This is a genomic window from Nonomuraea bangladeshensis, assembly GCF_039529455.1.
GTDB classification, from domain to species: domain Bacteria; phylum Actinomycetota; class Actinomycetes; order Streptosporangiales; family Streptosporangiaceae; genus Nonomuraea; species Nonomuraea bangladeshensis.
On the sequence record NZ_BAAAMV010000001.1, the window covers coordinates 650,024 to 663,274 of the forward strand.

Genomic DNA, 13,251 nt, shown 5'->3' on the forward strand with positions numbered 1-13,251 from the left:
AGGAACAACCGGAGGCGCCATGAGTCGGCCCCGCTTGGTGATCATCGGCGCCGGGATCGTCGGGTGCGCCCTGGCCGACGAGCTCACCGAACGCGGCTGGACCGACGTCACCGTGCTGGAGCAGGGGCCGCTGTTCGCGGCGGGCGGATCCAGCTCGCACGCGCCCGGCCTGGTCTTCCAGACCAACCCCGCCAAGACGATGACGGAGTTCGCCGCCTACACCGTGCGCAAGTACACGGCGCTCGGCGAGCACTGCTTCCGCCAGGTGGGCGGCCTGGAGGTGGCCACCACCCCCGAACGCTGGGCCGACCTGCACCGCAAGCTCGGCTGGGCCGAGTCGTGGGGCGTCGAGGGCCGGCTGCTCGACGCCGACGCCTGCGTGGAGCTGTGGCCGCTGCTGGACCGTACGAAGGTGTTCGGGGGCTTCCACGTGCCCACGGACGGACTCGCCGCGGCGCCCGCCTGCGGCGAGACGCAGGCGGCGCGGGCGAGCGAGCGCGGCGCGCGCTTCCTGGAACGGCACACGGTCGTCGGCATCGAGCAGCACGGCGGCCGGGTCACCGGCGTGTCGGTGCTGGCCGGCGGGGAGCACCGGACGATCCCCGCCGACGTGGTGGTGTGCGCGGCCGGCTTCTGGGGGCCGTCGATCGGCAAGCTGGCCGGCCTGACGGTGCCGCTGCTGCCGCTCGCCCACCAGTACGCCAAGTCGGGCCCGCTCGACCTGGGCCGCCCCGGCCCTATCCTCCGCCACCAGGACCGCGACCTGTACTTCCGGCAGCACGGCGACCGCATCGGCATCGGCTCCTACGCCCACCGCCCCATGCCGGTCACCCAGGAGGAGATCCCGGCCAAGGGCACCGTGATGCCGTCGGTGCAGGCGTTCACCGAGGAGGACTTCGAGCCGGCCTGGCGGGACGCCGTCGAGCTGCTGCCCGCCCTCGCCGGCTCCGCGTACGAGGACGGCATCAACGGCGTCTTCTCCTTCACCCCCGACGGCTTCCCGCTGATCGGCGAGGCGCCGCACCTCGACGGCTTCTGGCTGGCCGAGGCCGTGTGGGTGACGCACTCGGCGGGGGTCGCGCGGGCGGTGGCCGAGCTGCTGGTGGACGGGACGTCCGGGTTCGACCTGCACGAGTGCGACCTGGCCAGGTTCGAGCAGGCGCAGCTCTCGCCCGCTTTCGTCGAGGAGCGCGGCAAGCAGAACTTCGTCGAGGTCTACGACGTCATCCATCCGCTGCAGCCGATGGAGTCGCCGCGGCCGCTGCGTACCAGCCCGTTCCACGTGCGGCAGCGGGAGCTGGGGGCGTACTTCCTGGAGGGGTCCGGCTGGGAGCGGCCGCAGTGGTTCGAGGCGAACGCGCCGCTGCTGGAGAGCCTCTCGGACGAGGGCGCGGCGCAGCGGGACGCCTGGGCGAGCCGCTACTGGTCGCCGATCGCGGCCGCCGAGTCGCACGCGACCAGGGAGCGCGTGGCGCTCTACGACATGACCCCGCTCAAGCGGATCGAGGTGAGCGGCCCGGGCTCGGCGGCGTTCCTGCAGCGCATGACCACGAACAACGTGGACAGGAAGCCCGGCTCGGTCACCTACACCCTGCTGCTGGACGCCAGGGGCGGCATCCGCTCGGACCTGACCGTCGCCCGCCTGGCCGAGGAGCGCTTCCAGATCGGCGCGAACGGCAACCTCGACCTCGACTGGCTCTCCTGGCACGCGCCGGGCGGCGTACGGGTGAGCGACATCACGCCCGGCACCTGCTGCGTCGGGGTGTGGGGGCCGCGGGCGAGAGAGCTGGCGCAGCCGCTGACGGACCTGGACCTGTCGAACGAGGGCTTCCGCTACTTCACCTGCAAGTCCGGATATGTCGGGCACGTTCCGGTGCTGGCCCTGCGGGTGTCGTACGTCGGCGAGCTGGGCTGGGAGCTCTACACCACCGCCGACATGGGGCTCAAGCTGTGGGACACCCTCTGGGCCAGGGGCCTCGCGGTGGCCGGCGGGCGGGCCGCGTTCAACAGCCTGCGGGTGGAGAAGGGCTACCGTCTGTGGGGGGTGGACATGACGAGCGAGCACAACCCGTACGAGGCCGGGCTCGCCTTCGCCGTCCGCGACGACAAGGACTTCCTCGGCCGCGACGCGCTGCGCCGCGAGGTCACCCGCAAGCTGGTCCCGCTGCTCAGCGCCGAGGTGGTCATGGGCAAGGAGCCCGTACGGCACGGCGGCCGCACCGTCGGATACGTCACCAGCGCCGCCTACGGGCACACCGTCCAGCGCCCGATCGCCTACGCCTGGTTGCCGGCCGAGCTGGCCGTCCCCGGGACCAATGTCGATATTTCCTACTTCGGCCGCCGTGTCCCCGCGGAGGTCGCCGCCGAGCCGCTGTACGACCCCGGGATGGAGAAGATCAGGCGTTGACCCGGCCCACCACCCACCCCGACTTCCTCTGGCGCGACCCCGACCCGCGCCCGTCCTACGACGTGGTGATCGTCGGCGGCGGCGGCCACGGCCTGGCCACCGCCTACTACCTGGCCAGGAACCACGGCCTGACCAACGTCGCCGTCCTGGAGAAGGGCTGGCTGGCCGGCGGCAACATGGCCCGCAACACCACGATCATCCGCTCCAACTACCTGTGGGACGAGAGCGCCGCCATCTACGAGCACTCGCTCAAGCTGTGGGAGGGGCTGAGCGAGGAGCTGGACTACGACCTGCAGTTCAGCCAGCGCGGCGTGCTCAACCTGGCGCACAGCCTGGGCGACGTGCGCGAGGGCCGCCGCCGGGTCGAGGCCAACCGGCTCAACGGCGTGGACGCCGAGTGGCTGGAGGCCGCCGAGGTGAAGAAGTTCTGCCCGATCATCGACGTCTCCGACCGGCCCAGGCACCCGGTCCTGGGCGCGACGCTGCAGCGGCGCGGCGGCATCGCCAAGCACGACCACGTGGCATGGGCGCTGGCCCGGCAGGCGGACGCGTACGGGATCGACCTCGTCCAGGGCTGCGAGGTCACCGGCTTCGAGATCACCGGCGGCCGGGTCGCGGCCGTGCGCACCACGCGCGGCCGGATCGCGGCGGGCAAGGTGGCGCTGGCCGCCGCCGGGCACACGTCGGTGCTGGCGGAGCTGGCCGGGTTCCGGCTGCCGCTGCAGTCGCACCCGTTGCAGGCGCTGGTGTCGGAGCTGCTGGAGCCGGTGCTGGACTGCGTGGTGATGTCGAACGCCGTCCACGTCTACGTGAGCCAGGCGCACAAGGGCGAGCTGGTCATGGGGGCGGGCATCGACGCGTACAACTCCTACGGCCAGCGCGGCGGCGTGCACGTGATCGAGGCGCAGATGGCGGCGGCGCTGGAGCTGTTCCCGATCTTCAGCCGGGTGCGCGTGCTGCGCACCTGGGCCGGCATCGTGGACGTCTCCCCCGACGCCTCCCCGATCATCGGCCGCACGCCGGTCGAGAACCTTTTCATCAACGCGGGCTGGGGCACCGGCGGCTTCAAGGCCACCCCGGGCTCCGGCTGGGTGTACGCCGACACGATCGCGCACGGCCGCCCGCACCCGCTCGCGGAGCCGTTCGCGCTGGAGAGGTTCACCACGGGGGCGCTCATCGACGAGCACGGCGCGGCGGCGGTGGCGCACTGATGCTGCTCATCCCCTGCCCCTTCTGCGGCCCGCGCGACGAGACCGAGTTCCGCTACGGCGGCCAGGCCGGCATCGCCTACCCGGACGGCGAGACCACGGACGCCGAGTGGGCCGAGTACGTCTTCATGCGCGACAACCCCAAGGGCTGGTTCCACGAGCGCTGGTTCCACGCGCACGGCTGCCGCACCTGGTTCACCGTCGAGCGGCACACGGTCACGCAGGAGATCAGATGAGATTCACCTTCGACGGCCGCGCCTACCGGGGCGAGCCGGGCGACACGCTGGCCGCCGCGCTGCTGCGTAACGAGGTGCGCGTGGTCGGCCGGAGCGTGGAGCTGGGCCGCCCGCGCGGCGTCTTCACGGCCGGCCCCGAGGAGCCGAACGCGCTGGTCCGCGTCGGCGCCGACCCCATGCTCGCGGCCACCACGGTCGAGCTGCACGACGGGCTGGAGGCATGGAGCCTGCGCGGCAAGGGCCGCGTCGACCCCGGCGCGCGGGACGAGCGCCGCTGCGACAAGGGCTACCTGCACTGCGACGTGCTCGTGGTCGGCGGCGGCCCGGCCGGGCTGGCGGCCACGGCGGCCGCCGGGCGGGCGGGCGCGCGGGTGATCCTCGTCGACGACCAGCCGCGGCTCGGCGGCGACCTGCTGAACAGCCGGGTCACGCTGGACGGCCGGCCCGCCCTGGAGTGGGTGGCCGGCCTGGAGCTGCCCGCCCGCGTGCTGACCAGGACCACCGCCGTCGGCTACTACGACCACGACTACGTGGTCGCCGTGGAGCGGCGGCCGCGCGGCGAGCGGCTGTGGCACATCAGGGCGCGGCGGGTGGTGCTGGCGACGGGCGCGCACGAGCGCTCGCTCGCCTTCCCCGGCAACGACCGGCCCGGGGTGATGCTCGCCTCGGCCGCCCGCGCGTACGCCAACCGGTACGGCGTGCGGGCCGGACGGCGGGCGGTGGTGTTCGCCTGCGCCGACTCCGGCTACGAGGCCGCCCGCGACCTGGCGGACGCCGGGGTGGAGGTGCTGGCGATCGTGGACCCGCGGCCCGGCCCGCCGCCCGCCGAGGGGGTGGAGGTGCTGGCCGGGCAGGTCGTGACGGGCACCTCCGGCGACGCCGAGGGCGTGCTGACCGGCGTACGGGCGGGCGACCGGGAGTTCGCGTGCGATCTGCTGGCCGTCGCGGGCGGCTGGAACCCGGCGGTGCAGCTGTTCAGCCAGTCCCAGGGCCGGCTCCGCTACGACGAGGAGCTGCTGGCCTTCGTGCCGGGCACGTCCGCGCAGGCCGAGCGTTCGGCCGGGGCCTGCCGCGGGCTCTACGGCACGAGCGAGGCCATCGCCGACGGGTACGCCGCCGGGGCCGAGGCGGCCGGGAGCTCCTGGGACGGGTCAGGCGTCCCCGAGGACGACCGGCGGCCCGAGCGCCCGCCGGCGGCCGTCTGGTCCGTGACCGGTCCTTCGCCGGAGCCCGAGCCCGCCTTCGCCGACCTGCACCGGGACGTGACCGTGGCCGACCTGGCCAGGGCCACCGGGGCCGGGCTGCGTTCGGTGGAGCACGTCAAGCGCTACACGACCGCGGGCACCGGCGCCGACCAGGGCAAGACCTCGGGCGTGGTGGTCGTGGGCGTGATGGCCGCCCTGCTGGGCGCGGCGCCGGGGCAGGTGGGGACGACGACGTTCCGGCCGCCGTACACGCCGGTGTCCTTTGCCACGCTGGCCGGGCGCGACCGGGGCGAGCTGTCCGACCCGGTCAGGACCACGGCCATGCACGACGCGCACGTCGCGCTCGGGGCCGTGTTCGAGGACGTCGGTCAGTGGAAGCGCCCCTGGTACTTCCCGCGCGCGGGCGAGACGATGGCGGCCGCCGTGCGGCGCGAGTGCGAGGCCGCGCGCACCGGCGTCGCCGCCATGGACGCCTCCACGCTCGGCAAGATCGACGTCCGGGGCGCGGACGCGGGCGCCTTCCTCGACCGGATCTACACGAACCTCTACTCCACGCTGCCCGTCGGCGCCTGCCGCTACGGGCTGATGTGCGGCGCGGACGGCATGGTGTTCGACGACGGCACGACGACCCGGCTGGCCGAGGCGCACTATCTCATGACCACGACCACCGGCAACGCCGCCGCCGTGCTCGACTGGCTGGAGGAGTGGCACCAGACCGAGTGGCCGGAGCTGGAGGTGTCGTTCACCTCGGTGACCGACCACTGGGCGACGGTCGCGGTGGCCGGGCCGCGGGCCCGCGAGGTGATCGCCGCCGTCGCGCCCGGCGCGGTGGACCTGGCGTTCATGCGCTACGCGGAGACCGACGTGCTCGGGGTGCCTGGGCGGGTGTTCAGGATCAGTTTCTCGGGCGAGCTGGCGTACGAGGTGAACGTGCCCTGGCGGCACGGCCGGGCGCTGTGGGAGGCGGTGCTCGACCTGGGCGCGGTGCCGTACGGGACCGAGACCATGCACGTGCTGCGCGCCGAGAAGGGCTTCGCCATCGTCGGCCAGGACACCGACGGCACCGTGACGCCGCAGGACCTCGGCATGTCGTGGATCGTCTCCTCCCGCAAGCCCGACTTCGTCGGCAAGCGCTCCCACGCCCGCCCGGACACCGCCCGCCCCGACCGCAAACGCCTGGTCGGCCTGCTGCCCGACGACCCGGCGACGGTCGTGCCCGAGGGCGCGCAACTCGTCCGCACGCCGGCGCCCGCCGACGGCGGGACGCTCGGGCAGCTCACCCCCGGCAACGGCACACTCCCGCTCGGGCAGGTCGCCTCCGGAGACGGCACGCCGTCGCTGGGGCACGTCACCTCCGGCTACGCGAGCGCGGCGCTCGGCCGCGGCTTCGCGCTCGCCCTGGTCAGGGACGTCGAGCCGGGCGACCGGCTCACCGCCGTGTGCGACGGCGCGGCCCACCCCGTCACCGTCTGCTCCCCCGTCTTCCTCGATCCTGGCAACGACCGCCGCGACGGCCTGCCGCTGACCGTGGAAGTGGGCCCCTACCAGGGGGAGCCGCGGCCCGCCGAGAGCCCGGCCGCCGCGTTCGCCGCCCGCTTCCAGGCGGCGAGCACCCCGGCCGCGCGGCTGCGCGAGATCGCCTTCGAGCCCATGTGGGAGGTCCGGGGGGCAGACCCCGGGATGGGCCTCGCGCTGGGCCCGTCTTGGTGGCTCGTCACCGGGAACGTCGCTCCCGGCCCGGAATGGGTGGACGTGTCGGACCAGCGGACGATTCTGGAGCTGTCCGGCCCCGCGGCCGACGACGTCCTGATCACCGGCTGCCCGCTCGACCTGCATCCGTCGGTGTTCCCCGGCCACGCCCAGACCTTCCTGGGGCAGGCGTCGGTGCTGCTGGAGCGGCGGGCCGCGGACACGTACCGGATCCATGTGCGGTCGTCGTTCACCCGTTATCTCGCGGAATGGCTACTCGACGCTCTTGAGGGCATTTATCCCTAAGCTTTACGAAAACCTTGAGTTTCGGGAGTTCGACGTGCGCGTACGGGCGTTGGTGGCGGGTCTGTCCACGGTGGCGGTGCTGGCGACAGGGTGCGGCGAGCTGGACGCCCAGCTCTCCACCGGTGACTCCTCCGGCAAGGCGTCCAAGCCCGACTCGGCCTCGATCTCCGACGCCCGCAAGAAGCTCGCCAAGCTCCAGGTCAAGGGCCGCGCCCCGCGCACCGGCTTCGACCGCGACAAGTTCGGCCCCTCCTGGGCCGACGTCGACCGCAACGGCTGCGACACCCGCAACGACATTCTCAAGCGCGACCTGGAGGACGAGACCTTCAAGTCCGGCACGCACGACTGCATCGTGCTGACCGGCACGCTGAAGGACCCCTACAGCGGCAAGACGATCAAGTTCAAGCGCGGCCAGGACACCAGCACGGCCGTCCAGATCGACCACCTCATCCCGCTCTCGGACGCCTGGCAGAAGGGCGCCCAGCAGTGGTCGGCCACCAAGCGCAAGGAGTTCGCCAACGACCCGCTGAACCTCCAGGCCACGGACGGCCCGCTGAACGGCCAGAAGAGCGATTCCGACGCCGCAACCTGGCTGCCGCCGCTCAAGTCCTACCGCTGCACGTACATCGCCCGCCAGATCGACGTCAAGGCGAAGTACGACGTCTGGGTCACCGCCGCCGAGAAGTCGGCCATGGAGACCATCCTCGACGGCTGTTGACCGGGAAGGAGGCGGGCGGCCGGTCTCATGGCCGCCCGCCGCCCGATCACCTGACGGTCACCGCGCGCCAGTCGCTCCAGGCGTCAGCGCCGCCCGTGCCGGTGACACGGAAGCGCCACCTGAGTTCCTGTCCGGCCCGCAGCCGGCTCTTCGGAATCCGCACGGTCACGAGGGAGTCGCCCGCGGCGGCCGTGGCCCGGCCGGACCAGATCGCCCGCTCGGTTCTGGCCTTGCCGCCCTGCTCGCCGGCCATGGGCGCCCGGGCGAGCTGCACCTCGACCGTCGCCTCGCCGGAACGGCCAGGCGCGAGCCAGGTGGTCACGTGCGGGACGCCGGTCGCGGTCAGCTTGCCGACGCTCTTGTCGGTGGCGGGCGCGCTCATCCCCCGCGCCGCCGCCGCGGTCCGCGCCGGGGCGCCGATCGCGGTGTTCATGTCGGACTGGATCTCGGCCGCGGTCTGGGGACGGTTGTAGACGCGCACCTCGTCGATGAGGCCCTTGAAGTACTCGCCCCAGAGGTTGTTCCCGCCGATGCGCACGTCGCCGCCGTCGTCGATGATGTGACCGCCGAGGGCGGACTGGGCCACCTGGACGCCGTTCACGTACAGGCGGTTGACCTGGCCGTCATAGGTCGAGGCCAGGTGGCTCCACTGGTTCAGTGGCAGTGTGGTGGTCCTGACGGCGCCCCCCTCGCCCGCCTCGGTCATGACCCAGCCCGAGGGGCCGGTGGTGGTGGAGGCGTACAGGCCGTAGGAGCCGCCGAACTCGTGCTCCTTCAGCAGCACCGTGCGCCAGGAGCCGCCCGAGGTTGTGGGCTGGACCCATGCCGAGACCGTCACGCCCGAGCTCATGGTCAGGGACGTGGAGTTCGGGACGGTGACCCAGCTGTAGGAGCCGTTGAAGGACAGGGCCCCGCCGTGCCGGCCGGTCGCCCAGGTGGTGTCCGCGGCCGCGCCGGTGTTGCCGTGGCCGGAGGAGTCGTTGACGGTGGTGCCGGAGCCCTCGTTCATCCCGTAGGCCGCCACTAGGCCGTCCGGCGTCGGGGTGGGGGTCGACGTGGGGCTGACGGTCGGGGTCGGCGTGTCCGTCGGTGTCACTGTCGGGGTCGGGGTGTCCGACGGTGTCACCGTCGGGGTCGGGGTGTCCGACGGTGTCACCGTCGGGGTCGGCGTGTCCGACGGTGTCACCGTCGGGGTCGGCGTGTCCGACGGTGTCACTGTCGGAGTCGGCGTATCGGTCGGGGTGGGGGTCGGAGTCTGCGTCGGGGTGGGGGTCGGGGCCGCCGTGATCGGCGTGGCCATGTCGCTCTGGATCTCGCTCGCGCTCTGCGCCCGGTTGTAGATCCGCACCTCGTCGATCAGGCCCTTGAAGAACTCGCCCCAGACGTTGTTCCCGCCGATCCGCAGCGCGCCGCCGTCGTCGGCGATGGTGCCGCTCAGCGGGGTCTGGGTGACCTGCCGACCGTTGACGAACAGCCGCAGCGCGGCGTTGTCGTAGGTGACCGCGAGATGGCTCCAGGTGTTCACCGCCAGCGGAGACGTGCCGTCGGCGGTGGTCCAGCTGTCGGCGGAGGTCTGCGCCCAGCCGGTCGGGACCGACCCGTCGGTGGAGGCGTACAGGCCGTAGGACAGCCCCTCGCTGCCCAGCTCCTTGGCGGCCACGCTCCGCCAGGCGGCCACGGTGGACGGCCTGACCCAGGCCGACAGCGTCATACCGGTCGTCAGGCGCAGCGAGGCGGCGTGCGGGACGGCGACCCAGCTGAAGGTGCCGTTGAAGGACAGCGCCTGGCCGTACTTGCCGCCGGCCCAGGTCGTGCTCTCCGCCTCGCCTGTGTTGCCCAGGCCCGAGGAGTCGGACACCGTCGTGCCCGTCCCCTCGTTCATCCCGTACGCGGCCACGAGCCCCGTCGTGTCCGCCTGCGACGTCGTGCTCGCCGCGGAGGACATGGGGGTGAAGATCGATTGTGCGGCCGCGGTGGCGGCCATGAGCGAAAGCGGCAGCGCCAGCGCGCTGACGAGAGCGATGCGCCGCCGCGTCCGGGGGTCCTCCCCCGGGAGTAATCGTCGTGTAGTCACTCCGGCCCTTTCGAAAATCGCGGGCAAAACCCAGCGATCATCACATAGGCCGGACTGACAGTAAAGATCGTTTTCAGTAAGGGGAAAGCTCGGCTCCGTTAGCGAACGCGCCGGTCAGAGCGGTCAGGTGAGGGAGCAGCCACTCGCCGCCGGGGCGGGAGCGGGAGCCGGGCGGCCGATGGTCGGCATGCCGAGCATCACACCGGGAGCGGCCCCCGAGCCGCCCTGCCGGGCCTCCCAGGCGTCGCCGGCGCGGGTGCGGCGCAGCGCGCGCACCGGGCCGTCGGCCACCAGGTGGTGCGGCGCCGCGTACGTCACCTCGACCGTCACCAGGTCGCCCGGCCGCGGCGTCTCGTCGCCGGCGGCGAAGTGGACCAGGCGGTTGTCGGGGGCGCGGCCGGACAGGCGGCGCGTGGCGTCGTCCTTGCGGCCCTCGCCCTCGGCGACCAGCACGTCGAGGGTGCGGCCGACCTGCTTCTTGTTCTCCTCCCAGGAGATCTCCTCCTGCAGCGCGACCAGCCGCTCGTAGCGCTCCTGGACGACCTCCTTCGGCACCTGGTCGGGCATGGTGGCCGCCGGAGTGCCGGGGCGGATGGAGTACTGGAAGGTGAAGGCGTTGGCGAAGCGGCTCTGCCGCACCACGTCGAGCGTGCCCTGGAAGTCCTCCTCGGTCTCGCCGGGGAAGCCCACGATGATGTCGGTGGAGATCGCCGCGTCGGGCATGGCGGCGCGCACCCGCTCGATGATGCCGAGGTAGCGCTCGGCGCGGTAGGAGCGGCGCATGGCCTTCAGCACCCGGTCGGAGCCCGACTGGAGCGGCATGTGGAGCTGGTGCATGACGTTGGGCGTCTCGGCCATGGCGGCGATCACGTCGTCGGTGAACGCGGCCGGGTGCGGCGAGGTGAAGCGCACCCGCTCCAGGCCCTCGACGTCGCCGCAGGCGCGCAGCAGCTTGCCGAAGGCGAGCCGGTCGCCGAACTCGACGCCGTAGGTGTTGACGTTCTGGCCCAGCAGCGTGACCTCAAGGACGCCCTGCTCGACCAGCGTGCGCACCTCGGCCAGGATGTCGCCCGGCCGGCGGTCCTTCTCCTTGCCGCGCAGCGACGGCACGATGCAGAAGGTGCAGGTGTTGTTGCAGCCGACCGAGATCGCGACCCAGGCGGCGTAGGCGGACTCGCGCCTGGTGGGCAGCGTGGAGGGGAAGGTCTCCAGCGACTCCTTCAGCTCGACCTGCGCCTCGCCCTCGACGCGGGCCCGCTCCAGCAGCACCGGCAGCGAGCCGATGTTGTGGGTGCCGAACACCACGTCCACCCAGGGCGCCTTGCGGACGATCTCGCCCTGGTCCTTCTGCGCCAGGCAGCCGCCCACCGCGATCTGCATGCGCGGGTTGCGTACCTTGGCGGGGCGGAGGTGGCCGAGGTTGCCGTACAGGCGGTTGTCGGCGTTCTCCCGCACGGCGCACGTGTTGAACACGACCACGTCGGCGGTCTCGCCGCCGGACGCGGGCACGTAGCCGGCCTCCTCCAGCAGGCCGGAAAGCCGCTCGGAGTCGTGGACGTTCATCTGGCACCCGTATGTGCGCACTTCGTACGTGCGGGCGCCCTCCTGGGTCACAGTCATGGCACATTCCAGGGTAGTCGTTGTCCGGCTCCCGACGGTCCGTACCGATCTAAAAGGCCAGCTTGACGGCCGGATGTGATCGGATCGGTACCGCTCGGTTAGTGACCAGCGTCCTGGAGGCCCGTACGGTTCTACCCATGACGGACAACGGTGACGGCGCTCCACTCGTACGGTTGGAGAACGTCAACAAGCACTTCGGGGCGCTGCACGTCCTGAAGGACATCAACTTGACCGTCTTCCGGGGCGAGGTCCTGGTCGTCATCGGCCCCTCGGGGGGCGGGAAGTCGACCCTCTGCCGGACCGTCAACCGGCTGGAGACGATCGACGGAGGCCGCATCGTCTTCGACGGTCAGCCTCTTCCCGAGGAGGGCAAGGGGCTGGCCAGGCTGCGTTCGGAAGTCGGCATGGTCTTTCAGTCCTTCAACCTGTTCGCGCACAAGACGATCCTGGAGAACGTCACGCTCGGCCCGATCAAGGTGCGCGGCCAGAGCCGCGAGGCCGCCGAGCGGCGGGCCATGGAGCTGCTGGAGCGGGTCGGCATCGCCGCGCAGGCGCAGAAGTACCCCGCGCAGCTCTCCGGCGGCCAGCAGCAGCGGGTGGCGATCGCGCGGGCGCTCGCCATGGAGCCGAAGATGATCCTCTTCGACGAGCCGACGTCCGCGCTGGACCCCGAGATGGTGCAGGAAGTCCTGGATGTCATGGTGAGCCTGGCCCGCGATGGGATGACCATGATGGTGGTCACCCACGAGATGGGCTTCGCCCGCCGGGCGGCGAACCGGGTGGTGTTCATGGCCGACGGCCAGATCGTCGAGGAGAACACCCCCGACGCCTTCTTCGGCTCGCCTCAGACCGACCGGGCCAAGGATTTCCTTTCCAAGATTCTGACGCATTGAGAGAGCCGAGGTAGGACATGCAGTTCCGACGGGTGGGTGTTGCCCTGGCCGCGGCCGGCGCCATGATCGCCGGTCTCACCGCCTGCGGCGGCGGCGAGGCCACCACCGTGTTGCAGAAGGCCAAGGACGAGAAGAAGCTCGTCATCGGCGTGAAGTACGACCAACCCGGGCTCGGGCTGAAGAAGCCTGACGGCACGGTCGAGGGCTTCGACGTCGATGTGGCCAAGTACATCGCCGGCAAGCTCGGCGTTCCTGAGAGCGGGATCGAGTTCAAGGAGGCCCGCTCGGCCAACCGTGAGAGCTTCCTGAAGCAGGGCCAGGTCGACATGGTGATCGCGACCTACTCGATCACCGAGGCCCGCAAGCCCCAGGTGACCTTCTCCGGGCCCTACTACCTGGCGCACCAGGACTCCCTGATCCGGGCCGACGACTCCTCGATCACCAGCCTGGAGACGCTGAAGGGCAAGAAGGTCTGCCAGGTCAGCGGCTCCAACTCGTGGAAGAACATCACCGAGGGCACCAACAAGCAGAACCTCAAGGTCGAGGCCACCCTCGTCCCCGCGGGCGGTTACGACGAGTGCATCGCCAAGCTCAAGAGCAGCGCCGTCGACGTGGTGACGACCGACGACACGATCCTCGCCGGCTTCGCCAAGCGCGAGGGCTCCAGCGTGAAGGTCGCGGGCGCCCCGTTCACGGACGAGAAGTACGGCGTCGGCCTGAAGAAGGGCGACCTCGAGACCTGCAACGAGATCAACAAGATCATCGGTGAGATGTGGTCCGACGGCACGGCCGCCAAGCTCCTGGCGAAGCACTTCGACGGCACCGGACTGAAGATGGAGACCGCGGCGCCCCCCGCCGAGGGCTGCGCCTGATCCCCGTCCAAGACCCGGTCACT

9 protein-coding genes are annotated in these 13,251 nt (G+C 71.8%); 7 read left to right on the forward strand and 2 right to left on the reverse strand.

All coding sequences use genetic code 11. The features are described 5' to 3' along the window. Window positions 1-19: 19 nt before the first annotated feature. The 5 genes from ABD292_RS02825 to ABD292_RS02845 are packed head-to-tail and all read left to right on the forward strand — an operon-like array spanning window position 20 to window position 7,769. Complete coding sequence (locus tag ABD292_RS02825; protein ID WP_344204952.1) at window positions 20-2,407, forward strand: GcvT family protein; 2,388 nt, start codon at window positions 20-22, stop codon at window positions 2,405-2,407. Further along, on the forward strand, window positions 2,404-3,618 hold the full coding sequence (locus ABD292_RS02830) for a sarcosine oxidase subunit beta family protein (protein WP_344204954.1): 1,215 nt from the start codon (window positions 2,404-2,406) through the stop codon (window positions 3,616-3,618). Before ABD292_RS02825 ends, ABD292_RS02830 begins: the two co-directional genes overlap by 4 nt. Then, window positions 3,618-3,851: a sarcosine oxidase subunit delta gene (locus ABD292_RS02835; RefSeq protein WP_344204955.1), complete on the forward strand. Its 234-nt coding sequence runs from the start codon at window positions 3,618-3,620 to the stop codon at window positions 3,849-3,851. The genes ABD292_RS02830 and ABD292_RS02835 overlap by 1 nt, the downstream gene beginning before the upstream one ends. Next, the gene (locus tag ABD292_RS02840) at window positions 3,848-7,051 is read left to right on the forward strand and encodes a 2Fe-2S iron-sulfur cluster-binding protein (RefSeq protein WP_344204956.1); all 3,204 of its coding nucleotides are present in this window, start codon (window positions 3,848-3,850) and stop codon (window positions 7,049-7,051) included. The genes ABD292_RS02835 and ABD292_RS02840 overlap by 4 nt, the downstream gene beginning before the upstream one ends. Before the next feature lie 34 nt (window positions 7,052-7,085). Continuing rightward, window positions 7,086-7,769: an HNH endonuclease family protein gene (locus ABD292_RS02845; RefSeq protein WP_344204957.1), complete on the forward strand. Its 684-nt coding sequence runs from the start codon at window positions 7,086-7,088 to the stop codon at window positions 7,767-7,769. 46 nt (window positions 7,770-7,815) lie between these two features. Here the strand turns inward: ABD292_RS02845 and ABD292_RS02850 are convergent, their stop codons facing one another. Beyond that, on the reverse strand, window positions 7,816-9,843 hold the full coding sequence (locus ABD292_RS02850) for a LamG domain-containing protein (protein ID WP_344204959.1): 2,028 nt from the start codon (window positions 9,841-9,843) through the stop codon (window positions 7,816-7,818). Between the two features lie 123 nt (window positions 9,844-9,966). Beyond that, window positions 9,967-11,463 (reverse strand): tRNA (N6-isopentenyl adenosine(37)-C2)-methylthiotransferase MiaB, encoded by a 1,497-nt coding sequence (gene miaB / locus ABD292_RS02855; protein WP_344204961.1) that lies wholly within the window; start codon window positions 11,461-11,463, stop codon window positions 9,967-9,969. 137 nt (window positions 11,464-11,600) lie between these two features. On the opposite strand from miaB, the gene ABD292_RS02860 reads away from it, so the two are divergent. Beyond that, window positions 11,601-12,356, forward strand: coding sequence for an amino acid ABC transporter ATP-binding protein (locus tag ABD292_RS02860; RefSeq protein WP_344204963.1), 756 nt, complete (start codon window positions 11,601-11,603; stop codon window positions 12,354-12,356). A gap of 17 nt (window positions 12,357-12,373) precedes the next feature. Beyond that, complete coding sequence (locus tag ABD292_RS02865; protein ID WP_344204965.1) at window positions 12,374-13,228, forward strand: glutamate ABC transporter substrate-binding protein; 855 nt, start codon at window positions 12,374-12,376, stop codon at window positions 13,226-13,228. Window positions 13,229-13,251 lie beyond the last annotated feature (23 nt).